This is a genomic window from Brevibacterium sp. 91QC2O2 (assembly GCF_024580695.1).
GTDB classification, from domain to species: Bacteria; Actinomycetota; Actinomycetes; order Actinomycetales; family Brevibacteriaceae; genus Brevibacterium; species Brevibacterium moorei.
In genome coordinates, this window is the sequence record NZ_JANIJY010000008.1 from 1 (window position 1) to 23,366 (window position 23,366).

A 23,366-nucleotide genomic window follows, 5' to 3' on the forward strand; every position below is an offset into this window, starting at 1 on the left:
ATGGAACGGCCCGACCACCGCGGCGACACGCGCAGGCACATCACACCCGAACAGTACAATCACCTACAACATGAGACAACGACGCCGCGATCAAGCACAAACCCCAACCCGTGAAAAATCGAGGCTAAGGACGACATGCTCGATAAATTCATAAATTAGAAGAGTTCGTTTTCTGATTTTCGATCATGCTGATATTCTATCAAATCGGGTGATCTACTATACGAAGTAATCGAATTAGTCGCCGCCTACAATACGTAAGTCTGGTCGGGAGTCTTCCATTCCAAGGACTTCGCGCACTCGTGCGGGGTACCATCGCAGATCTTGAGCGAGAGCGGCCTCTCCGTAACCTGTTGTTTCAGCCATTTCGGCAGCTTGATTTAGCATAGAGGGCAGCTCGCCAGGGTATGCATTTACAGGCTCAGTCGTTTCAAGCCCGGACTTCCGCAGGTGGTTAAGCTTTTGGTATCCTCGTCGGATCGCTGAATCTGATGCTATACCGAGCTCCTTCATTCGCAATAGTAGAGAATCAACTGAAATTCCCCAATGGCGGGATAACTTATCTAGCTGTGGAAGATTTACAGTGCGCGGTAGAAGGTTGACGATCTGAGAGTTTGGTGTAAGGAATTCAGCAGCAAATTGATCGGCCTCTCGCTCCTGTTGTTTGTCTCCCGGGGTGGAATCTCTGTGCAACAATAAGTGCCCGATCTCATGAGCGATAGTGAACCGGTAGGTAAATACAGATCTTGCTCGCTCGGGTGTGACGATAATTATCGGCCTAGCTAGAGATGAGGTAGAGAAAGCATCGACTCGTGCAACGTCTGTGTTGGCTACAGATAGAAGAGTAACGACTATTCCATGGGATTCAACTGTGGCTACCAGGTGTTTTACCGGTTTGGAGCCCAGTTCCCAATGTGCACGAAGCGCCTGTGCTGCATAAACGGGGTCTGCGTTTTTTAGGTCAATTTGTGGTAAGTTAACATTTGGAAAACGGATCTTTTTTTCTAGTGTGAACGTAAGTTCCCAGACCTGTTCGATGAAGGCTACGGCTTTAGCGCGGTCTCGTGCCGATGTTGAACGTAAGCTCCGGAAATGTGCTTGAGATCCATCTACTCGGCCGATCGGCCTGCCTGTTGTGAAATATGTAACTGGGACGCCTAGTGCGTGAGCAAGAATGGGTAAAATGTCTCTGCGTGGTGTGGAAGAGTTTGATTCATACTGGCCGATGGCTGCGGGTGTAACTCCAACGTAATCGGCTAACTTTGCTTTTGACAGGCCTGCAGCTTGACGTGCTTGTGTAAGACGCGCAGGATCGAATCCGTCGGCGACTGTGGTGAGATCAATCGAGTCTGTGGTGCTTGATATAGAGAATAATGATTTTTGATTATGCATGAGTCTCTCCGCCTGCTTCCTCCTCCTTTGCGCCTAGGAGGGGGCGGGGGATTGGTCCTGTAGAGAATCCGTCAGTTTTTGATGGAGATGCATTGACCGGATTGTTTGGAGTGACGTCGAGTAATGACTCTAACGTATTGAAGGTCAGGCGGCGGTCGGTTCCAAGTACTGCATCGCCCCAGCGGATGCTGAATAATTTAGATGGGCTGCTTGCATATGCTATGACGACCACTTTATGAGTTGGGTAGGCGTCTCTGATTGCTTGGGCCTCAATCCCAAGGTCTAATTCTTCCTTTGTTAATTCGGGGTGTGGGAACTCCATGTCAAACCTCTGCTGGCTGAATTCTGGAGCTTGGGTAAGTAAAGAAATGCGAGTGGCTGACACGCCGAAAGGGCGGGAGTTGAGATCGGTGTAGGAGTCTCGCGCGAAGCGCCACGGGAATAGAATTACACCGTTAAAGGAGACTAGGGTGTAGCCCCGCTGTGGGACGAGCTCGGCTGTGGGGAGGCCGCCGAGAGCTTCTATGAACTCGGAGAGGCATTTGCGCCAGATCTGCCCATACACCCCGGAGTGCGCCATCTCGGCTTCTGCTTGCGCGTTGGCCATCTTCTCGTGGCACAGTCGGATGATCGTTGGAATAATCTCTCGAACCTGCACCCCATCGGGGCCTAGCATCTGTAGCGCCCACTCGCGCCCTGAGCTATCCGACATCACGGACCTCCTTCATATTCTGTTAATGACATTACCATACGCTTTAGATTTTCACCAAAAGTGAGCACTTGGAGTGTCGTCTAGCTCTTGCGCTGGTGAGAATATCTGTGTTCGCCTGTGGGGGGGCTGCTGATGGCATTGCAGACGAAGCTCATCGCTACATCATCGACCTGCTGGGCTGGATCGTAACGCTCAGCCTGGAAACGATGCGGATTTTGGATGGGCTTCCGGCATTGGAAATCGCATAAGTTTCAGTAACCGGGCGTTGATTACCTCGGACGCCCGGCTACTGGCTACTTCTTGGTCGACTTTGACGTCCTCTTAGCCGTTGCGTGAGCAACCCTGTCCTAGAACTCCAATTCCTCCGGCTCCGGCAGCTCCACCGGATCATCGTCGATCGGGTAGACCTCCAGGTATGACAGGCGGTCCCCGTCGATGAATAGCAGGACGCCTCTGGTTGGATTGCGTGCACCGGCGGAAAGGACGACTCGGGGGCCGGTGCCATCGGGAACCGGATTGCCGGCCGCATCGCCCAGCTCAACGGACGGGCAGGTGCCGCAATCGCAGTGGCCCGTCACTGTGCAGCCGTCGGCCTGCAGCGACCATTGCCTGCGCAGGCCATCTGTGACCGCAGCACCATCAGTGCTCCTCGCCCGCTCAGCCATCGCGCGGATGACAGCGCGTTCGGCCGGTGATGCAGGGCGGGGGAGAGAGGCCTCGAGAACCATGGGGCAAGTCTACGAAGGTGCGCTCAAGCGCCGCTCAACGCACGCGATCGCGGTCGGTACAACAAGTACCGACCGCGATCGCACACCGTAGGAAGGGCCTCGGCCGGGCCCTGCCCTCAGCGCCTTCTGGCCAGAGCCCGGTCCAGGCTGAACCGGCCCGGGCCCACCGCGGCGATGGTCGCCGCGGCCAGGGCGATCACGGCGACCAGTTCCCAGCCGCCGCTCGAGACGAAGATCCCCGCTCCGGCGTGGACCAGGGCGAAGGCGCCCATCATGTCGAGCACGACCAGCAGGCCGACGATCGGTGTGAACAGACCCAGGATCATCAGTGCGCCGCCCACGTATTCAACGGCCAGGGCGAACACCAGTGCTACTGCCGGGGCCGGCACGCCCATGCCCGCGAACATCTCGACACCGTCGGCGAATCCCTGCATGCCCCACTTCTGATAGCCGTGGGCGATGAGCACGACACCCAGCAGGACTCGGGCGATGAGCAGAACCCAGTCCCGGACGGCGGTCGGCAGTGCGAAGAGCCTGCGGTCGGAATCCGCCGAGGTCCCGGCTGGACTGGTCTTGGTCGTTTCGGTCGGCATGCGGTCGGTGGACATCGATGCTCCTTCGAGATTTGGGATCCGACGGCGGAGGCCGCCTGTCGTCGGATCGATGATTGCTGGTCCCGCAGACTCTAGGAGAAATAGTTGAGTTTTAAATTAATGCCCGGATGGTATGGGCTGGGAGTCTGTGCACTCCCACCCCGGTTGAGACTCCTCACTGGCTGTGCGAGGATCGAAGGATGAAGACCAGCCCCCGCTCTGTCGCACGCTCCGTTGAGCGCTCTGCAGCCTCCCGCCGCACCGCCGTGCTCGCCAAGACCCTGACCGCATCGGCCCTGGCGGTGACACTGGCACTGACCGGCTGCACTTCGGGCACCAGCTCGAACGACAGCGGCAACGACGCTGCCAACGCGACGAACGGCACCGGCGGCGCCCAGGCCTCGGCCGCGGCGGAGCCCACCGAAACCCAGGACCCGACGGCCCTGAAGCCGGGCACCAACCACAGCTATGCGGCGGACGAGGCCGGCTACGTCTACAAGTCCAAGGACGTCCACGACTGGCTGTGGGGCAAGAAGAAGGAATCGAAGACCTACCCGAAGAAGAAGATCGCCTTCCTGACCTTCGACGACGGCCCCACGAACACCACCCCCAAAGTGCTCAAACAGCTGAAGAAGAATGACGTGCCCGCCACCTTCTTCGTCATCGGCGGGGAACTGGGCGTCGAGCGCAAGGGCAGCCCCGCCCACCTCAAAGACGAGATCGCCGCCGGCCACTCCGTCGCGATCCACAGCTACAGCCATAACTTCCACAAGCTCTACCCCGGCCGGGTTGCCAAGCCCAAGGCCATCGTCAAGGAATACGAGAAGACCCTGGCCAATCTGCGCGAGGCCGTCGATCCCGAACTCAACACCCACACCTGGCGCTACCCCGGCGGCCACGGCTGGAACGGGATGAAGCCCGCGGACAAGGCCCTGAATGCCAAGGGCATGAACTGGATCGACTGGAACTCGGAGAACGGCGACGGCACGGATACCGCCTCCTCGACCGGATCCGGCCGCGCTCAGCGGGCCCTGTCCACGATCGGCACGGACACGCGCGTGGCCGTCATCCTGATGCACGACTACAAGGACAATGAGCCGACCGTCGATTCGATCACCCCGGTGGTCAAGCGCTTGAAGAAGCTGGGCTTCGAATTCGGCGTGATGGATTGAGCTGTTGGATGGGGCCAAGGACTGAGGGGGCGGGCCGTGGTGATGGACTGGTGTGACGCAGGTCAGTGCCGGGTGGTTGACTAGAGATATGCCCATAACGCGCAAAATCCTCGAAGTCGCAGACAGCACCCCCGATCTGCCCGCCATCGTCGGCCCCGCCCCGGGCGAATCCCTGAGCTATGCGCAGCTCGTGACCGATTCCGCGCACATGTTCAAATCCGTGTCCATGCTGCATGCCGAACAGTCCGATCCCCCTGCCCCCGCTCCCGAAACCGGCGGCATCCCCATCACCGCCGTCAGCCTCAAATCCGCCTACCACTCTGCGCGCATCGTCGCGGGTCTGGCCGGCTTCCGCGCGGTCTCGGCAACGGTGGACCCGCGCTGGCCCATGGAGCACCAGGTCCACGTCATCACCTCGACGGGAATCGGCTTGGTCATCACGGACAGCCCGGACCTGCCCGCGGCCCTGGCCAACGCCGGATGGACCGGCACTGCGATCAGCCTCAAGGAATTCCACTCCCACGAATCCCAGTGGGTCGACGGATTCGACGACCTGGCTCAGCCCACGGTGCGCGACGGCGCAGAGCCCTTCCTCATGCTCTTCTCCTCCGGCACCACCTCGGCGCCCAAGGCCTTCCTGAAGACCAGAGAACAGTATCGCAACAACTTCGCCGTGTCCTCGGCGTATCTGGAACCGGACCCACAGGTGCAGACCCTGGCACCCGGCCCCATGTCCTACAGCCTGACGCTCTACGCGCTGATCGAATGCCTGGCCTCGGGCGGCAGCATCCACGTGGCCGACGAATTCGCGCCCATCGAAATCGGCACGCGGATCGCCCAGGAGAAGATCTCCCGGATCGTCGCAGTCCCCGCCGTGGTCCAGGGCCTGGCCGCCGCAGCCCTGCGCGACCCTGAGCGCTTCACCAGCGTCAACCTCATGGTGGTGGGCGGGGCGAACCTGTCCGCCCGCACCCGCGACCTGGTGGGCGCAGCGCTGCCCGACGCCCGCCTCGTCAGCTACTATGGCGCTGCCGAACTGGGCTTCATCGGTGACTCCCGCGACGGCGACGGCACGCTCATCAGCATCTACGACGGCATCAAGGTGCAGATCCGCGATCCCAAACTGGCCCTGAGCGACGGCCCCGCAGCGGTCCTGCCGGACGGAGAACTGGGCGAGATCTGGATCTCCGGCGGCGCCGTGTCCGACGGCTACGTCTCCTCGACCAGCTCCGAACACCTGCGCGACGCCGCCGGCTGGGGCACCGTGCACGATATGGGCCGGACCGTCGACGGCAAGATCAGCCTGGCCGGGCGCGCCGGCGACATCATCGCCACCGGCGGCCACAAGGTGTCCCTGCCGGAAGTCGAGCGGGCCTTCGAAACCCTGGCAGGCCTCAACACAGTGTGCGCGGTCGCCCTGCCGAGTGAGTCCCTGGGTCAGATCGTGGCCCTGGCGATCGAGGAACGCGTGTCCCACTCCAAGGTCGGCAAGTCCTCGACCTTCCCCTCGAAGTCCGAGCTCATCATGCACGCGCGCGCCAATCTGGCCCCGCAGTTCGTACCGCGCCGCTGGTACAAGATCGACAAACTGCCGCGCACCGTGGGCGGCAAGATCCGCCGCGGCGCCACCGCCGAACTCATCGTGCTGGCCGAATCCGGCGGCCACGATGCCGACCAGCTGGGGGTGCAGCGGATTTGAGCGAACTCCGCGAAGTCGTCGTCACGGGCCTGGGGGCCATCACCCCCTCGGGCATGACCCCCGGCGCCCTGTGGGACGCCGTGCGCTCCGGCCGCAGCGCGATCACCCGTCTGGACGACGATCCGGAATTCGCGGATCTGGCCGTGCGGATCGGCGGCCGGGTCACCGGCTTCGACGCCGAGGCCGTGCTCACCCGCCAGCAGGCCCGCCGGGTGGACGCCGTGGTCGCCTGGGCCGTGGCCGCCGGTGACCAGGCCCTGGCACAGGCCCTTTCGCGGGCCCTGGGCCCGGGCGATCGCCTGAACTCGAAAGCGTCGGACGGTGCCGCCGAGGCCCCGTCCGGGTATGCGCCGCTGGGCCCCAAACCAGCCCTGGACCTGCCCTGGGACCCACAGCGCATCCAGGTCACGGTGGGCACCGGCTCCGGCCCCGTGCGCGCCATGCAACAGGCCACCCGACTCCTCGACGCCGAAGGCCCCCGCCGCGTGCCGCTGAGCCTGGCAATGCACGGCGCCCCCGATTCCGCCGCCGCCGTCATCAGCCAGCGCCACGGAATCCAGGGCCCGGCGGACTCGGTCAGCGCCACCTGCGCATCGGGAACGGTGGCCCTGGGCCGGGCACTGCGCACCATCCGCCACGGCTACGCCGATGCCGTGCTGGTCGTGGGCATGGAGGACTGCCTGGGCCCGGTCAACCTGTCATCGAACGCGAACCTGCGGGCCCTGGCCAGCGGCTGCGAGGACGACCCCGCCGCCGCCAGCCGGCCCTTCGCCGCAAACCGCCGGGGCTTCGTCATGAGCCAGGGAGCTGCCGCGATCCTAGTGGAATCCGCCTCATCCGCAGCCTCCCGCGGCGCCCGCGCCTTGGCCCGGATCACCGGCTTCGGCGACAGCTCGGACGCCTTCCACCCGACGGCCCCGCACCCCGATGGCCGGGGTGCGGCCCAGGCGATGCACCGTGCCCTCGCCGATGCCGGCCTGGCACCCGCGGCAATCGGGCACATCAACGCGCACGGGACCTCGACCGCGGCCGGGGATGCCGCAGAACTGGCCGCCGTGACCACCGTGTTCGGGACAGATGCACCGCCGATCAGCGCGACCAAGTCCTCGACCGGCCATCTGCTGGGCGCCGGCGGCGTGGTCGAGGCGATCATCGCCATCGCCACCCTGGAAGACCAGCTGCTGCCGCCGACGATCAACCTGGCCCAGCCCGATCTTGCCTTCGCGGATCTCGACCTGGTCACCGCGGCCCGGCGCGTCGAGCACCTGGACCATGTGCTGTCGAACTCCTTCGGCTTCGGCGGGCACAACGCCTCGCTCGTGCTCTCGCGCATATGACCGTGTCCATGAACCCATAAACACCCCACCCATCCCTCGAATCCACTCCTCGAAACAGTGAAGGAAACACCATGACCGACCGCGAAGCCCGCCACGCGGAACTCGCCGAAACCTACCTGCCCGACGACCTGTTGGAGACCCTGCGTTCACGCGCTGCGGACTACGACGCGCAGAACACCTTCTTCTTCGCTGACCTGGACGACCTGCGGGCCCAGGGTTATCTGACCCTGTTCGTACCGGAGGAATTCGGCGGCCCCGGCCTGAGTCTGAACCAGGTGGCGCGCCTGCAGACCCGCCTGGCCACCGCAGCGCCCGGCACTGCGCTGGCCATCAACATGCACCTCATGTGCACGGGTGTGGCCCATGCGCTGCGCGCCCGCGGTGATCACTCCCTGGACTGGGTGCTGCAGGAGGCCGCCGCGGGCGAGGTCTTCGCCTTCGGCATCAGCGAACCGTCCAACGACTGGGTGCTACAGGGCGCCAATACGCGCGCAGTCCCCATCACCTCGGGCCCGGACGCAGGCGGGTACGCGCTGTCGGGCGTGAAGATCTTCACCTCGCTGTCGCCGGCGTGGACGCGCCTGATCGTCCACGCGACCGACGACTCCGACCCGGACGATCCGCGTCTGGTCTACGGCTTCCTGGACCGCCCCGGTGCGCTGGGTGGCAAGCTGTCCGGCACCGCGGAATCCCTGCCGGGCGTGACGACCTCGGAGGACTGGGACGTGCTGGGCATGCGCGCCTCACAGTCGCGCGCCACCATCCTCGACGGCGCAGTGATGCGCCCCGACCGGATCGCCCGGACCATGGAGCCGGGGCGGGCCGCCGGCAAGGATCTGCTGGTCTTCGGGATCACCGTGAACTTCCAGCTGCTCATTGCATCTGTCTACGCCGGGGTGGCCCGCCGCGGCCTGGAACTGGGCGCGGCAGCGCTGCGCCGCCGCAAGTCCGCCAAGGGCGGTACCACCCTGGCCGAGGTCGGGGAATGGCGGGTGCGCCTGGCCGATGCCGCGATGGCCCAGATGCCGGTGAATGCGCAGATCGACGCCTATACGCGTGACTTCGACGAACTGACCGACCACGGGGCGGGCTGGCCGCAGCGCCTGCTGACTGCGCGGATCAACGCCGGCACCCAGGCCCGCCGGGCCACGGAGACCGCGCTGATCCTGGGCGGTGGCGCCTCGTTCAACGCCTCCGGCGAGGCCGCGCGCCTGTACCGGGACGCCGCAGCCGGGATCTTCCACCCGGCCCCGGAGGATTCGGCCCGCGCGCTCTTCGCCGCAGCCTGGCTCGACGACTGAGTGCTGAACTCTGCCGACTCAGTCGGCAGCGGCCCGTGCCCTGCGCGCCCTCACCCGCGCCGGCCCCAGATGCAGATGGGGTTCGGCCGTGGGATCCCCGCGCAGAATCCGCCTGTCGTCCGTGTAGTCCTCGGGCACGGTCCAGGGGAATTCCAGGCCGGCCCGCGGCATGGTGTCCTGTGCCCGCTGCACATAGCCCGCGGCGAAGGTGTTCATCGGAGTCAACTCGGTGCCCGCGGCCGGCGCATCGGGTACCGCCACATCGGCCCCGCGTTCGTCCATCGCCGCCAACAGGCGCAGCCAATAGCGGCACAGCGGCCCCAGCTTGAGCGTCCACGAATTGTTCAAATACCCCATGGCGAACAGGAAGTTCGGCACCCCGCTGAGCATGCAGCCGCGATAGGCGACGGTCGCCGGCAGGTCCACCGCCCGCCCGTCGACGCTCATCCGGATCCCGCCGAATTGGATGAGTTCGAGTCCAGTCGCCGTGATGATGATGTCGGCCGGCAACACCCTCCCGGAGGACAGCCGGATGCTGTCGGGGACGAAGGTGTCGATCGTGTCGGTGACGACATCGGCTGCGCCGGCGCTGATTGCCTGGAACATATCGGCTCCCGGCACGAAGCACAGGCGCTGTTCCCACGGGTTGTAGCTGGGGCTGAAGTGTTCGTCGATCGGATAATCCGCCGGCAGGGCCTCGGCATTGGCCGCGCGGATGTAGGCGCGCATCTCATCTGGATGGTCCTGGGCGTTGCGCCACACCATGCGCTGGGTGACGATGTGCCGGTAGCGCGTCGCTCTGGCTGCCAGCGGCGCGGGCAGCCAGCGCTGCAGGCGGACATCGGCGGGGTCCTCGGTCATGGTCGGCAGGACGAAGGTGGGGGAGCGCTGCAGCATTGTCACGTGCGCCGCCGCCCCGGCGCGAACGCCCGACGCGGCACTGTCCGCCGCGCTCGCACCCGACGGGCCGGTGGCACCTGCCGCAGCTGCGTCATCCCCGGCCGAGGCCTTGGCCCCGGTATCCGCGCTGTAGCCGGCCAGGGCGGGTACCAGGGTGACGGCGGTGGCGCCGCTGCCGATCACCACGACCCGCTTGTCCGCGTAGTCCAAGTCCTCCGGCCAGTCCTGCGGATGGACGATGGTGCCGGCGAAGTCGTCCTGGCCGGGGAAACTGGGTGAGTGCCCGCGGTCGTGATCGTAGTAGCCGGAGGCGCTGACGAACCAGCGGGCGGTGACCGTGATGGTCTGCCCGGCGCGTTCGGCGGTGATGGTCCAGCGCGCGCTTTCGGAATCCCAGTCGGCCGCCAGCACCTTGGTGTTGTAGACGATGTGCTCGTCGATGCCGTATTCGGCGGCGGTGTCGCGGATGTAGCTGCGGATCAGCCCGCCGGCGGCGATCGCATTGGACCGGCTCCAGGGCCGGAACTCGTAGCCGAAGGTGAACAGGTCGGAATCCGAGCGGATGCCGGGATAGCGGAATTTGTCCCAGGTTCCCCCGGATTCCGCCCGTGCCTCGAGGATCAGGAAGTCGTCCTGGGGGCGCTCGCGGGTCAGATAGCAGGCGGTGCCGATCCCGGACAGGCCGGCGCCGACGATGAGGACGTCGACGGAAACGGGGATGGGGACAACGTCATTGTTGTGAGTCATCTCACGATTGTATCCGGTGTTCGGGGGCCGCCGCCCGGCCGGACCGGGCTGGACCATACCGGCCCGGCCCGGGTGGCGGCTGTGCTCAGCCCTTGTACTCCACCGGAGTGCGCGGGGTGTACTCCGAGCGGTCGGTGTCCACGGTCAGGGTGACGGAGGAGTCCCGGTTGGGCACGCAGAAGCCGATGGTCTTCGACTTCTTCTCACCGGGCTCCATCGGGTCGATGTCCTGCAGCCCGTTGATCTTGTGGTCCTCATCGTGGGTGTCGGTCACCTCGGTGGCGGTGTCGTCGAGCCCATCGGAGTTCTCGTAGGTCAGGCTGTAGGTCGTGTCCTCGGCCGCATCGTAATCATCGTCCGTGTCGTTGACATAGGTCAGCTTGTACAGGCGGACCGGATCGCCGGTATGGCAGTCATCGGCCTTGCCCTTCTTGTGCAGCTTCTCGGTGCCGTTCGTCTTCACCGTCAGTTTGAGCCCATCGTCGAATTCGACCGTGTCGCCGAACTTCGCCTTGTGGTCATCGCCGCGCGAGACCGTGGGTGCGGGGGTCAGGTCGTCTCCGGTCTTCGTCGGTGAGGTGCCGGTACCGCAACCGGATAGGACGAGTGCCAGGAGGCCCGTGGCGGCGAGGGGGAGGACTGACAGAGCGGACTTCTTCAAACCGGCTGACTCCTGATAGCAGATGATACGCAGATGGGATTCGATACAGAACTGTATTTCAATACAGAAGTGTATCGAACCCCGAGTGCTAAGCGGAATCCCGGGTTCGCCGGGTGGTTCAGTGGATACCTCAGGTGACGGCGCCGCGCCTGCGGTACTCCGGGGTGTCCCACAGCTTGTCGTCGAGCACCTCGCGCAGCACCTCCACCGCGTCCCAGACATCCGCATAGCTCAGGTACAGCGGAGTGAAGCCGAAACGCAGCACCTCGGGCTCGCGGTAGTCCCCGATCACCCCGCGGGCGATCAGGGCCTGCATCACCGCGAAGCCCTCCGGATGAGCGATGCTCACCTGGGCGCCGCGTTCGGCGTGCTCCTCCGGGGTGACCAGGGTCAGCGGATGTTCGGCCAGGCGCTCGCGGACCAGGCGGATGAACAGGTCCGTCATCGCCAGGGACTTCGCGCGCACCGCCGCGATGTCCGCGCCGGCGGCGATGTCCAGTCCCAGTTCGGCCACCGACATGGACAGCATCCCCTGCGTTCCGGTCAGATACCGTCTGACGTCATCGGCCGGGGCGTACTCCGGGGACATGGCGAACGGCGCGGTGTGACCCCACCAGCCGGACAGGGGTTGGGAGAACCTGTCCACGTGCTCCGGGGCGACCCAGAGGAACGCGGGTGATCCCGGACCGCCGTTGAGGTACTTGTAGGTGCACCCGACGGCGAAGTCGGCGCCGTCGGCGCGCAGGGCGATCGGCAGGGCCCCTGCCGAATGACACAGGTCCCACACCGTCAGAGCGCCGGCGGCGTGCGCGGCCCGGCTCACCTCGGCCATCGGGAACAGCCTGCCGGTGCGGTAGTTGACGTGCGTGAGCACGATCAGTGCCGCGTCCTCGGGAACCGGGCGGGAACCATCGCCCCAGGCCACGACTTCGGCGTCGTCGACCAATTCGACCCGGTAGGGTGCGGCGCCGGCCGGCACCGATTCCCAGGTGTCCAGTTCGGCGGCTCCGCCGGCCCGGCCCTGGTTGAGCTGTTCGGCCAACCCGGTCAGGATGTAGATATCGGAGGGGAAGTTCTCGCGCTGAGTGTAGATGGTGCGCTTGTCCGGGTGGTCGGACGCCTGGATCCGCAATGCCGCCGCCGCGGTCTTGAACAGGTTGACCGAGGTCGTGTCCGTGACTACGGCCGTCCCCTCGGCCCCGCCCAGGAGTCCCGCCACCTTGTCGCCCAGGCGCGCGGGCAGTTCGAACCAGCCGGCGTCGTTCCAGGAGCGGATCAGGCCGGTGCCCCATTCCCCCTCGATCACCCGGCGCGCCACCTCGAGTGCGCCGGCGGGCTTGGGCCCCAGGGAGTTCCCGTCCAGGTAGATGACCCCGGCCGGCAGCTCGAAGGTGTTCCGTACGCCCGCCAGCGGGTCCGCCGCGTCGAGGGCCAGCAGATCCGCGCGGGTCAATGGCGTGTTGTTCATAAGAGTCCTTTCGCGTGTCTCACCTCACTCTATGCTGTCGGTACGATTGTTCTGGGCCGTCCACGGCCCGATATCGCAAACTTTGAGAGGACAACCGTGTCTGTCAGCCCGGAGACAACCAGCAAGCCCAATCCGATCGCCCAGTACGCGGCCGCGGAGTCCTCCGCCGGCGCCGCGCTCAAGGAGACCGCCCGGACCGCGGCGGAGGCGCTACGCGAGGCGACCGTGGCATTGAGCCACGCGATCCACGCGGAGCCGGAGACGGCCTATCAGGAGTTCAAGACCGCGGACAAGCTCGTGGCCTATATCGAGGGCCAGGGCTTCACCGTGGAGCGCGGAGTCGCGGACCTGGACACCGCCTTCACCGCGACCAAGGGAACCGGCGAGCTGGTCATCGGAATCTGCTCGGAGATGGATGCCCTGCCCGAGGTGGGCCACGCCTGCGCGCACAATATGATCGGCTCCTCCGGCGTACTGGCTGCGGCGGTTCTGGGCGGCCTGGCCGATGAACTGGGGATCACCGTCAAGCTGTTCGGCACTCCGGCCGAGGAGCTGGGCGCGGGCAAGGTCTTCATGCTTGAGCGCGGGGCCTTCGACGGAGTGCACGCGGCGATGATGGTCCACCCCGGCACCGACGAGGAGTCCCGCCACTTCACGCGCGCCATCAACGACTACGAGGTCCTCTACCACGGCAAGACCGCGCATTCGGCCGGTGCGCCGTGGAACGGCATCAACGCCGGCGACGCCGTGACGGTGGCGCAGGTTGCGATCGGCCTGCTGCGCCAGCACCTGCGCCCCGGCAATCTGCTCCACGGCATCGTGACGAAGGCGGGCGAGGCCCCCAACATCGTCCCCGGCGAGTCCAGCATGTACTACAACGGTCGGGCCAATACGATGGAGGAGCTCGAGGAGCTCAAGCTGCGCCTGTTCAAGTGCTTCGAGGCCGGGGCCACGGCCACCGGCTGCTCGTTCGAGATCAAGGAGGACTGGCCGGCGTACTCGGAGTTCCGCAATGACTACCCCTTCTCCGCGACCTATCAGCGTAATGCCGAGGCCCTGGGGCGGACCTTCGACAATGCCGATGAGGCGTACCTGAAGGAGAAGGCCGGCTCGACGGACATGGCGAACATCTCGCTGCTCATCCCGACGATCCACCCCTCGGTGCGCTTGAACGCCGGCGGGGCGGGCAATCACCAGCCGGAGTTCGCCGCCTACACCGTGACCGAGGAAGCCGACGAGGCGATGTGGGAGTCCGGACTGGCGATGGCCTGGACCGCGATCGATCTGGCTCTGGATCCGCAGCAGCGCGAGCGCCTGCTGTCGACCCGGATCGACCACACGACGGAAACCGGAGTAGCCCACAGCTGACCGATTCCATACATTCGGGTTCCACCACCCGGGGAATTCCACGATAAGGGAAGTGCGCGTTATTCTCGAAAACTCGTGGGATACCCCGGGTATTTATCTTGTATCTATGCATAACCCCAGGTCAGGATGGTTGCGAAATGGGATGTGAGCGTTCGCACTAGCTCTCGGTTAAGTGTTTCATGTGTTTTGGTTGTATTGTCGCTTAACGTTTTAGTCGGATATCGGCGACCCCGGTATCCCACCGCGTCGGTGCGGCACATCCGCACATATGGACACATGAGGACATAGGAGTCACGTATGCACACATTCGCCCCGGAGGTGGCGCCCGTCGGAGACAGTCTGTTTCTGTCCGCCCTGGTCGGCATCATCCCCCTGCTGGTCTTCTTCGTCATGCTCGCCGTCTTCCGCACGCGCGCGCAGACCGCCGGCGCCGCGGCACTGGTCGTGGCCATCGTGGTCGCGATCTTCGGCTTCAAGATGCCGGCCGATTTCGCCCTGCTCTCGGCCACGCAGGGTGCGGCCTTCGGCCTGGTCCCCATCCTCTACATCGTCATCATGGCGATCTGGCTCTACGGCCTGACGGTGCGCTCCGGCCGGTTCGAGGACCTGCGCTCGATCTTCGACCTGGTGGGCCACGGCGACATCCGCGTCCAGGCGATCCTCATCGCCTTCTGCTTCGGTGGCCTGCTCGAGGCCCTGGCCGGCTTCGGCGCCCCGGTGGCGATCACCGCCACCATGCTCATGGCCCTGGGCGTCAAGCCCCTGAAGGCGGCTACCACCGTGTTGGTCGCCAACACCGCTCCCGTGGCCTTCGGTGCGATCGCCACCCCGATCACCACGGCAGCCCAGCTGTCGGGTCTGCACGCCGAACACATCGGTGCGATTGTCGGACGCCAGTCCCCGCTGCTGGCCTGGTTCATCCCGTTCCTCCTGCTGTTCCTGCTCGATGGCATCAAGGGCATCAAGCAGCTGTGGCCGTTGACCCTGGTCGTCGGCGTGTGCTTCTCCGTGGCCCAGTACTTCTGTGCGAACCACTTCTCCTATGAACTGACCGATATCGTCGCGGCCCTGGTCGGCATGGCCGTGGCCGTGATCTTCATGATGTTCTTCAAACCCAAGGGCGCAGACGAGGCCCGCGAGCGCATGGGCATCGAGAAGCCGAAGGCCGCCGAGAAGCTCTCCGGCGCGCGGATCTGGCTGGCCCTGTTCCCCTATATCCTGCTGGTCGTCGTGTTCGGCGTGGCCAAGCTGGTGCCGGCAGTGGCCGCGGGTCTGAAGGCCACCGATGCGCATATCCCGTGGCCGGGTCTGGCCAAGGGGCTGGTGGATGCCGACGGCAATCCGTTGAAGTCCGGTGTGTTCGAACTTCCGTGGCTGTCCTCTCCGGGTTTCCTGCTGTTGCTCACCGGTGTGATCGTCACGATCGTGTACTCCGTGTGCAGCTCCGGAGATAGGTTCACCCTGACGCCTGCCGAGGGCGTCAAGGAGCTGGGCGCGACCATTGTGAAGATGGGCGGGGCGATCCTGACGATCGTGCTGGTGCTGGCGCTGGCCTATGTCATGAACTTCTCCGGCCAGACGAAGTCGGTCGGCGTGTTCCTGGCCCAGACCGGCCCGATGTTCGCGCTGCTCTCGCCGGTGCTGGGCTGGATCGGCACGGCGGTGACCGGTTCGGACACCTCGGCCAATGCGCTGTTCGCCTCGCTGCAGAACACCGCGGCGACCGGTGCGGGGATTGATCCGAACCTGACGGTGTCCGCGAACACCACCGGCGGCGTGGTCGGCAAGCTGATCAGCCCGCAGAATCTGGCGATCGCCGCGACCGCGGTGAACCTGCCGGGGCAGGAGGCGACGATTCTGCGCAAGGTGCTGGGCTGGTCGGTCGGCCTGTTGGCGCTGCTGTGCATCATCGTCTACCTCCAGTCGACCCCGGTGCTGGGCTGGATGATCTCAGGGCTGAACTGAGGGGCTGAGACGGACCGCCCCGCGGGCGCACCTCCTGTCGTAGGCTGGGCGTGCGGGGCCATCGACCATCCGGTGGGAAGCCACCCGGTCGGCGGCCCCGCGGGCTATCACGCGACACCCTGAAACACGATGAAGTGGAAACACAATGAAGGAGGACGCCTGTGAGCTTCCGATTCCGTCCCGCCTGGCTGTTCGTCCCCGGCGACCGTCCCGACCGTTATGCGAAGGCCGCCGACCGCTCCGATGTCACCATCATCGACCTCGAGGACGCGGTGGCGCCGGCCGATAAGCCCGTCGCCCGTACCGCCCTGCGCGAGGCCGTGGCCGCGGAGACGCAGGCCGCGCTGGCTGCGCAGGCCTCGGGTGAGAAGCAGAAGGCGGCCGTCACCGCAGCCGGCCTGGTCTACCCGGCCGGCTGTCTGTCGCCCGAGCGCACCGTGATCAGGGTCAATGCGCGTGACACCGAGTTCTTCGCCGCAGACGCGCAGCTGTTGGAGGAACTGCCCTATACGCACGTGATGCTGCCGAAGACGGAATCTCCGGCGGATGTGCGCGCGCTGGCGGACTACCAGGTGGTGGCGATGATCGAAACGGCCGCAGGCACCCTGCGCGCGGCCGAGATCGCGGCCGAACCGAACGTCATCGCCCTGTTCTGGGGTTCGGAGGACCTGGTCGCGGGACTGGGCGGGACCTCGAGCCGCGGGCCCGACGGCGGCTATCGCGCGGTGGCCACGCACGTGCGCAGCCACAGCCTGCTGGCGGCCAAGGCCGCCGGCAAGCTGGCGCTCGACTCGATCTGGTCGGACATCGAGGACCTCGACGGTCTGCGCGCGGAGGCCCTGGACGCGGCGGAGTCGGGCTTCGACGCGAAGGTGTCGATCCATCCCGCACATGTGCCGGTGGTGCGCGAGGCCTTCGCACCGACTTCCGCACAGCTGGAGTGGGCGAGGGCGGTGACCGAACTGGCTGCGTCCTCGCAGGGGGCCTTCGCCTATCAGGGCAAGATGATCGATGCGCCCCTGCTCAAGCACGCCGCACGGGTCCTGGAGCGGGCGGGGGAATAGGCCCGGCTTCGGCCGGACCGGGTGCGGGGGCGCGTGCCGCCTCGGCACCCGGCGCCGTGGGCTCCTCCTCTATTCTTGAAAGATGATGAGAAGCCGCGACCGCGCCGTGTCCGAACAGATCGAAATCGCCCTGGAGGCCGCGGAGCGCGGCGACGGCACCATCCCCATCGTCGAGGCGGGCGACCCTATCCTGCGCCAGCCCACCGTGCCCTTCGACGGGCAGGTCGACGACGATGTGCTGCTGCAGCTGCTGTTGGCCATGCGCCTGACCGTCAGGTCCGCGCCCGGCGTCGGCCTGGCCTGCCCACAGGTGGGCATCGGCCTGCGCCTGGCAGTGGTCGAGGACCCTGCCACCGTGCCCGAGGACGTCGCCCGGGTGCGCGAACGCGAACTGCTGCCCTTCACCCCGCTGATAAATCCGGAGTACCGCGATGCCTCCGGCGAGCTCGCGTCCTTCTACGAGGGCTGCCTGTCCGTACCCGGATACCAGGCCGTGGTGCCGCGCCACCGGAAGATTATCCTGTCGGCCCAGGACAATGAGGGCACCGCCTACGAGCGCGAGGTCACCGGCTGGTCGGCGCGGATCGTCCAACACGAAACCGATCACCTCGACGGGATCCTGTACCTGGATCGGGCCGAGATGCGCTCGCTGGCGACGAATGAGCAGGTGGCGCGCTGGTGGAACCAGCCCGACGCGCAGGCCGCCGCCCTGGCTCTGGGCTTCGAGCTGCCGGACACCCCGATCATGTGACCTGGCCTACCCCTGGTGCGGTTCCGTGGGTAGCCTGGGGCATACAATCCTGTCCTACACACTTTCGGCGTCCGACTCCAACGGTCGGGCAGTCGCGCCCCCATGGAAAGGCTTCCCCATGTCCTCACTGTTTCGCACCAAGACGGTGGAACAGAGCATTGCAGAAACCGAGGAGCCGGAACACGCGCTGAAGAAGAACCTCTCCGCTTTGGACCTGACGGTCTTCGGGGTGGGCGTTACGATCGGCGCCGGTATCTTCGTGCTCACCGGTACGGCCGCCGCGACCAAGGCCGGGCCCGCGCTGGTCCTGTCCTTCGTCATCGCCGGCATCGTCTGTGCCCTGGCGGCCCTGTGCTACGCCGAACTGGCTTCGACGGTGCCGGTGGCCGGTTCCGCCTATACCTTCGCCTATGCGACCCTGGGCGAGTTCATCGCCTGGATCATCGGCTGGGATCTGATCCTGGAGTTCACCCTGGGTTCGGCCGCGCTGGCCACGTCGTTCAGCCAATATCTGGCGATAGTCCTGGAGAAGACTCCGTTCGCAATACCCGAGGCGATAGCCACGGTCGAGGGCGGGTTCGTCAATCTGCCCGCCGGGCTGCTGATCATCGGCCTGATCTTCGTCCTGGTCTCCGGGGTCAAGCTCTCCAGCCGGATCAACCTGGTCATCACCGGCATCAAACTGGTGGTTGTGGCGATCGTCGTGATCGCCGGGCTGTTCTTCGTCAAGGCGAGCAACTGGGTGCCCTTCATCCCGCCGGCCGAGGCGCCGGCCGCCGCCGAGGGCGGGCTGATGCACCAGCCCATGGTCCAGGCGCTCTTCGGCATGCAGCCCAGCACCTTCGGGGTCGGCGGCATCTTCGCCGGGGCCGCGATCGTGTTCTTCGCCTTCATCGGCTTCGACGTCGTCGCCACCACCGCCGAGGAGGTCAAGAACCCGCAGAAGGATCTGCCGCGCGGCATCATGGCGTCCCTGGCGATCGTCGTGTTGCTCTACATCTTCGTCACCTTCGTCATCACCGGCATGCAGAGCTACAAGGACATCGACGCGGAGGGCGGAGCGCCCATGGCCGCGGCCTTCCAGGCCGTCGGGATGGATTCGATGGCGACGATCATCGCGATCGGCGCCTGCATCGGCCTGATCGTCGTGGCGATGATCCTGTTCATGGGCCAGACCCGCGTGGGCTTCGCGATGGCGCGCGACGGCCTGCTGCCCCAGTGGTTCTCGAAAACAGGTGCGAAGGCCAAGACCCCGTACCGGCTGACCATCTGCACCGGCATCATCATCGCCATCATCGCGGCCTTCGTACCGCTGTCCACCCTGTCCGAGATGGTCAACATCGGCACCCTGGCCGCCTTCGTGGTCGTGTCGATCGGCGTGATCGTGCTGCGCCGCACCCGGCCGGACCTGCAGCGCTCCTTCAGGGTCCCGTGGGTTCCCGTCCTGCCGATCCTGTCGGTCATCGCCTGCCTGTGCCTCATGATGAACCTGCCGATGGACACCTGGCTGCGCTTCGTGGTGTGGCTGATCATCGGTGTCGTCGTCTACTTCACCTGGTCGCGCGGGCACTCCCGCCTGGGCCGTGCGGAGAAGGCCGGGAAGGCCGCGCGGGCCGGGAAGGCGGAATAACCGGGCCCACCCGCGCCGTTGACCTGCACGTGAGAACTCTGACTTTGGCCGCAGGCTGTTTCTGGTGCTTGGACGCCGTCTACCGCAACACGGTGGGCGTGGTGGACGTGGAATCCGGCTACATCGGCGGGACCCTGCCGGACCCGGACTATCGTGCCGTGTGCACGGGGGCCACCGGGCACGCCGAGGCCGTGCGCGTGACCTTCGACGAGGAACAGGTGCCAGAGGACGTCATCCTGGGCGAGTTCTTCACCGGGCACGACCCGACGAGCCTGAACCGGCAGGGCAACGACGTGGGCACGCAGTACAGGTCCGCGATGTTCTATGTAGACGAGGCCCAGCGCGAACACTTCCAGGCCGCGATCGACACATGGCAAGAACTCTACGAGCGCCCCATCGTGACCAGCCTGGAACCGATGAGCACGTTCTACCCTGCCGAGGAATATCACCAGGACTTCTACAACCGCAATCCGTTCAACGGCTACTGCACCTTCATCATCGATCCGAAAGTCGCCCACGCCCGCCGGCAGTGGGCCGACTGGATGAGGTGAGTACTGCCCCCGGTACGATGGATCCGCCCCACCTCCAGATCCATTCCATCCGGCCGCAGTGCCCGAAAGGACCATCGTTTTGTCCAGTGTCCCCCCTCCTCCTCCCCACGACCCGTCGAATCCGAACCAGTTCCCCACATCGAATGACCCGGCAAGCTACCCCGCAGGCGGCTACCCGGCCGCACCCGTAGCCGGTGGTCCCGTAGCGCAGGGTGAGAAGTCCTTCGTCGTCACCTGGCTGCTGGCGCTGCTGCTGGGCAGCTGGGGCATCGACCGGTTCTACCTGGGCAAGATCGGCACGGGCATCGTCAAGCTCATCACCGCCGGTGGTCTGGGTATCTGGACCCTGGTCGACATCATCCTGGTGCTGTGCGGCAAGACCCGCGACAGCCGGGGCGGCGAACTGGCCGGCTACCAGCAGAACAAGCGGATCGGCTGGATCGTCACCATCATCTGGTGGGGACTGGGCGTCGTGATCGGCATCGTCACCTCGATCGTCGTTGCCATCTCCATGGCGGCCGCGGTCAGCGAGCAGTCGTCCGGCTTCGACGATCCCATCGCGCCGGCCAGCCAGGACCAGGCGGTCGGCGAGGACTCGGCCGACTCCGCCTCCGACGGCTACTCGGACACGGCGGCCGAGGACGCGGCAGATGCCGACGCCGGTTCCGACGCGGCAGCCGATGCGGCCTCGGACGAGGCCGCTGCCGACGCCGCCGGCTCCGACACGGGCTCCGATGCCGCGGCGGGCACCTCCTCGCAGCAGACGGCCCTGGACCGTGCGAACTCCTATCTGCGCACCGCGGCATTCTCCAAGAAGGGCTTGATCAAGCAGCTGGAGTTCGAGAAGATCTCCACCAAGGACGCCACCTGGGCGGCCAACCACGTGAACGTCGACTGGACCCAGCAGGCCGATAAGAAGGCCGCCGAATATCTGGACAGCATGGCATTCTCCAAGCCGGGGCTGCTCAAACAGCTGAAATTCGAGGAATTCACCGATGCCGAGGCCGATCACGGGGTGAAGTCCGTGGACGAGACCACGGACTGGAACGAGCAGGCTGCGAAGAAGGCGTCCGAGTACCTCAAGAGCACGAAGATGTCGCGTGAGCGGCTGATCGACCAATTGGAATTCGAGGGATTCACCTCGGAGCAGGCCAAGTACGGTGCCGACAAGGCCCTGAAGTAAGGACTCACATGGGTATCTTCGAAAACCCCACCCTGGCCACGATGGCCGCCCGGCGTTCGGTGTCCAAGGTCGGACCCGGTGCGCCGGGTGACGAGGAGCTGCGCGAACTCCTGGCAGCGGTCACCCCGGTGGCCGATCACAAGTCCCTGCGGCCCTGGCGCCTCATCACGCTGCGCGGCGATGAACGCCTCGGCCTGGGCCGGGCCCTGGACGCGGCCTCGGGTACGGAGCGGAAAGACGGCGAGGTCAATACCAAGCCCTTGCGCGCCGACCTGCTGATCGCGGTGGTGGCCCGCCATACGGAGAACCACAAGGTTCCCGAATGGGAGCAGCATGCGACCGCTGCGGGTGCGGCTCATCTGCTGGAACTGGCCCTGTGGGCCGCCGGCTGGGGCGTGATGTGGCGCAGCGGCCTGGCCGCCAACGCCCCCGAAGTCCGCGCCTACCATGGCCTCGACGACGATGAACTGCTCATGGGGTGGCTCTACGTGGGCACCATCGATCCGAAGTTCAAGCAGAAGCTGGCCGCCTCCAAGCGGGGGCCGCTGGATCCTGATCGGTTCCTGGGCCACCTGCCCGGCAGCGGGAAGTGAGCCCCAAGCCGGCCCGCAGTGCCAGGCCCCCGCTGCCGCCGCGCCCGCCGAAGGCGCCGTTGCCCCACCAGATCTGGGTGCTGGTGTCCGCGGCGTTCATCGTAGCCTTCGGGTTCGGCTTCGTCGCCCCCGTACTGCCGCAGTTCGCCGCGTCCTTCGACATGGGCATCATGGCCACGACGGTCGTCGTCAGCGCCTTCGCCCTGTTCCGCCTGGTCATGGCCCCGGCCTCGGGCCGTTTGCTCAACCGCTACGGTGAGCGCACCGTCTACATCGTGGGCATCGGGATCGTCGCGGTCTCGACGTACGCCTGCGGGTTCGCGCAGGACTACTGGCAGTTGTTGGTCTTCCGTGCGCTGGGTGGGATCGGCTCGTCGATGTCCACGATCTCGGCCACCGCGCTGATCATCCGGCTGGCCCCGCCCGCCGCGCGCGGGCGGGCCACGGGGATGTACGCGACCTCGTTCCTGCTGGGCAATATCGTGGGCCCGGTGGTGGGTGGACTGCTGGCCGGGTTCGGCATGCGGGTGCCGTTCTTCGTCTACGGCACCGGCCTGGTGATCGCGGCGGTGATCGTCCGGGTGCGCCTGGGCGACATCGGCGCCAAGCCGCGCCGGCCGCGCGACAGGCGGGTCGACATCGACGCCGAGGCACCTGCCGGGGCTGCGGCCTCGGGGCCTGTGGCCGCCGATCAGACGGCGGAGCGGCGGGAGGGCGCTGCGGCCGCGGCGCCCCTGCCGCCCATGCGCATTCACGAGGCCTGGCGCAACACCGCCTACCGCGCTTCGCTGGTGGGCGGGCTGGCCAACGGTTGGGCCGCACTCGGCGCCAGGACTTCGCTGTACCCGCTGTTCGTGGTGCAGGTGCTGCACGCGGACCATTCCGCGGCGGGTCTGGCCCTGACGATGTTCGCCATCGGCAACACGGCATCGGTGACGATGGTCGGCCGCTGGTCGGACCGGCACGGGCGCAAACCCTTCGTGGTGGCGGGCCTGGCGGTGCTGGCCGCCACGACCATCGCGATCGGATTCTCCGGCGTGCTGTGGGTGTTTCTGGCCCTGAGCCTGGTGGGCGGGGTGGGCGCGGGCATGCTCAACCCGGCACAGCAGGCGGCCGTGGCCGATGTGGTGGGTTCCAAGCGCGCGGCCGGCCGGGTCATCTCGCGCTTCCAGATGGCCCAGGATGCCGGCTCCATCTTCGGGCCGATCGTCGCCGGCTGGTTGGCCGACACCTTCGGCTATGCAGTGGCCTTCGGTGTCTCCGGCCTGATCGTGGTGGTCGCCCTGCTGGCCTGGGCACCGGCACGTGAAACGGCCCCACAGGTGGTGGGTGAAGCCCCGACCGTGACCCCTCCGAAATAACCCCGTCCTTCCGCTTGAGTTCCACTACTTACCGAAATGTTGAAAACCCCCTATGGGACCGTTCCCAATCAACATTTCGGTAAGTAGTGGAACTCTGTAAGGGCGGAGTGGGCGGCGCGCGGGGGACTGGGAATTCATCAGCCGGTGGGTGCCCGGCGGTTAGACTTCCCGTGTGCCCGGGGACTCCTGGCCG

20 protein-coding genes are annotated in these 23,366 nt (G+C 65.9%); 13 read left to right on the plus strand and 7 right to left on the minus strand.

The window, feature by feature from the left end; translation table 11 throughout:
• Positions 1-234: 234 nt before the first annotated feature.
• From NQ036_RS07785 to NQ036_RS07800, 4 genes are all read right to left on the minus strand, one after another.
• Positions 235-1,389 (minus strand): XRE family transcriptional regulator, encoded by a 1,155-nt coding sequence (locus tag NQ036_RS07785; protein WP_257058110.1) that lies wholly within the window; start codon positions 1,387-1,389, stop codon positions 235-237.
• Positions 1,382-2,101 (minus strand): hypothetical protein, encoded by a 720-nt coding sequence (locus NQ036_RS07790; protein WP_257058112.1) that lies wholly within the window; start codon positions 2,099-2,101, stop codon positions 1,382-1,384. Before NQ036_RS07790 ends, NQ036_RS07785 begins: the two co-directional genes overlap by 8 nt.
• 347 nt (positions 2,102-2,448) lie before the next feature.
• Positions 2,449-2,829: a hypothetical protein gene (locus NQ036_RS07795; protein WP_257058114.1), complete on the minus strand. Its 381-nt coding sequence runs from the start codon at positions 2,827-2,829 to the stop codon at positions 2,449-2,451.
• A gap of 116 nt (positions 2,830-2,945) precedes the next feature.
• Positions 2,946-3,437, minus strand: a complete 492-nt coding sequence (locus NQ036_RS07800) for a DoxX family protein (protein WP_257058126.1) — start codon at positions 3,435-3,437, stop codon at positions 2,946-2,948.
• A 185-nt stretch (positions 3,438-3,622) separates the two neighbouring features.
• Here NQ036_RS07800 and NQ036_RS07805 point away from each other — a divergent pair, with 185 nt between their 5' ends.
• From NQ036_RS07805 to NQ036_RS07820, 4 genes are all read left to right on the plus strand, one after another.
• A complete protein-coding gene (locus NQ036_RS07805) occupies positions 3,623-4,594 on the plus strand; it encodes a polysaccharide deacetylase family protein (protein ID WP_257058129.1) in 972 nt (323 codons plus the stop codon).
• An 88-nt stretch (positions 4,595-4,682) separates the two neighbouring features.
• Entirely contained in the window at positions 4,683-6,293 is a 1,611-nt protein-coding gene (locus NQ036_RS07810) for a class I adenylate-forming enzyme family protein (RefSeq protein ID WP_257058132.1), read from the plus strand.
• A complete protein-coding gene (locus NQ036_RS07815) occupies positions 6,290-7,630 on the plus strand; it encodes a beta-ketoacyl synthase (protein WP_257058134.1) in 1,341 nt (446 codons plus the stop codon). Before NQ036_RS07810 ends, NQ036_RS07815 begins: the two co-directional genes overlap by 4 nt.
• A 71-nt stretch (positions 7,631-7,701) precedes the next feature.
• Entirely contained in the window at positions 7,702-8,931 is a 1,230-nt protein-coding gene (locus NQ036_RS07820; RefSeq protein ID WP_257058137.1) for an acyl-CoA dehydrogenase family protein, read from the plus strand.
• 18 nt (positions 8,932-8,949) lie between these two features.
• On the opposite strand, the gene NQ036_RS07825 is transcribed toward NQ036_RS07820, so the two are convergent.
• The 3 genes from NQ036_RS07825 to kynU all read right to left on the minus strand — a co-directional run bounded on the left by NQ036_RS07825 (position 8,950) and on the right by kynU (position 12,707).
• Complete coding sequence (locus NQ036_RS07825) at positions 8,950-10,578, minus strand: NAD(P)/FAD-dependent oxidoreductase (protein ID WP_257058139.1); 1,629 nt, start codon at positions 10,576-10,578, stop codon at positions 8,950-8,952.
• 85 nt (positions 10,579-10,663) lie between these two features.
• The gene (locus NQ036_RS07830) at positions 10,664-11,239 is read right to left on the minus strand and encodes a hypothetical protein (protein ID WP_257058140.1); all 576 of its coding nucleotides are present in this window, start codon (positions 11,237-11,239) and stop codon (positions 10,664-10,666) included.
• Between the two features lie 130 nt (positions 11,240-11,369).
• A complete protein-coding gene (gene kynU / locus NQ036_RS07835; protein WP_257058142.1) occupies positions 11,370-12,707 on the minus strand; it encodes a kynureninase in 1,338 nt (445 codons plus the stop codon).
• Between the two features lie 96 nt (positions 12,708-12,803).
• Here kynU and NQ036_RS07840 point away from each other — a divergent pair, with 96 nt between their 5' ends.
• From NQ036_RS07840 to NQ036_RS07880, 9 genes are all read left to right on the plus strand, one after another.
• Positions 12,804-14,075 (plus strand): M20 family metallopeptidase, encoded by a 1,272-nt coding sequence (locus tag NQ036_RS07840; protein ID WP_257058147.1) that lies wholly within the window; start codon positions 12,804-12,806, stop codon positions 14,073-14,075.
• Between the two features lie 297 nt (positions 14,076-14,372).
• Positions 14,373-16,040, plus strand: a complete 1,668-nt coding sequence (locus NQ036_RS07845) for an L-lactate permease (RefSeq protein WP_257058149.1) — start codon at positions 14,373-14,375, stop codon at positions 16,038-16,040.
• A 161-nt stretch (positions 16,041-16,201) separates the two neighbouring features.
• Positions 16,202-17,104, plus strand: a complete 903-nt coding sequence (locus tag NQ036_RS07850; RefSeq protein ID WP_257048018.1) for a CoA ester lyase — start codon at positions 16,202-16,204, stop codon at positions 17,102-17,104.
• Positions 17,105-17,186: 82 nt separating this feature from the next.
• Complete coding sequence (locus NQ036_RS07855; protein WP_306439978.1) at positions 17,187-17,855, plus strand: peptide deformylase; 669 nt, start codon at positions 17,187-17,189, stop codon at positions 17,853-17,855.
• A 118-nt stretch (positions 17,856-17,973) separates the two neighbouring features.
• On the plus strand, positions 17,974-19,485 hold the full coding sequence (locus NQ036_RS07860; RefSeq protein ID WP_257058150.1) for an amino acid permease: 1,512 nt from the start codon (positions 17,974-17,976) through the stop codon (positions 19,483-19,485).
• A gap of 29 nt (positions 19,486-19,514) precedes the next feature.
• Positions 19,515-20,036: a peptide-methionine (S)-S-oxide reductase MsrA gene (gene msrA, locus NQ036_RS07865; RefSeq protein WP_257058152.1), complete on the plus strand. Its 522-nt coding sequence runs from the start codon at positions 19,515-19,517 to the stop codon at positions 20,034-20,036.
• A 79-nt stretch (positions 20,037-20,115) separates the two neighbouring features.
• Positions 20,116-21,219, plus strand: coding sequence for an Ltp family lipoprotein (locus NQ036_RS07870; RefSeq protein ID WP_257058163.1), 1,104 nt, complete (start codon positions 20,116-20,118; stop codon positions 21,217-21,219).
• An 8-nt stretch (positions 21,220-21,227) separates the two neighbouring features.
• Positions 21,228-21,812: a nitroreductase family protein gene (locus NQ036_RS07875; RefSeq protein ID WP_257058165.1), complete on the plus strand. Its 585-nt coding sequence runs from the start codon at positions 21,228-21,230 to the stop codon at positions 21,810-21,812.
• Complete coding sequence (locus NQ036_RS07880) at positions 21,809-23,173, plus strand: MFS transporter (protein ID WP_257058166.1); 1,365 nt, start codon at positions 21,809-21,811, stop codon at positions 23,171-23,173. Before NQ036_RS07875 ends, NQ036_RS07880 begins: the two co-directional genes overlap by 4 nt.
• Positions 23,174-23,366 lie beyond the last annotated feature (193 nt).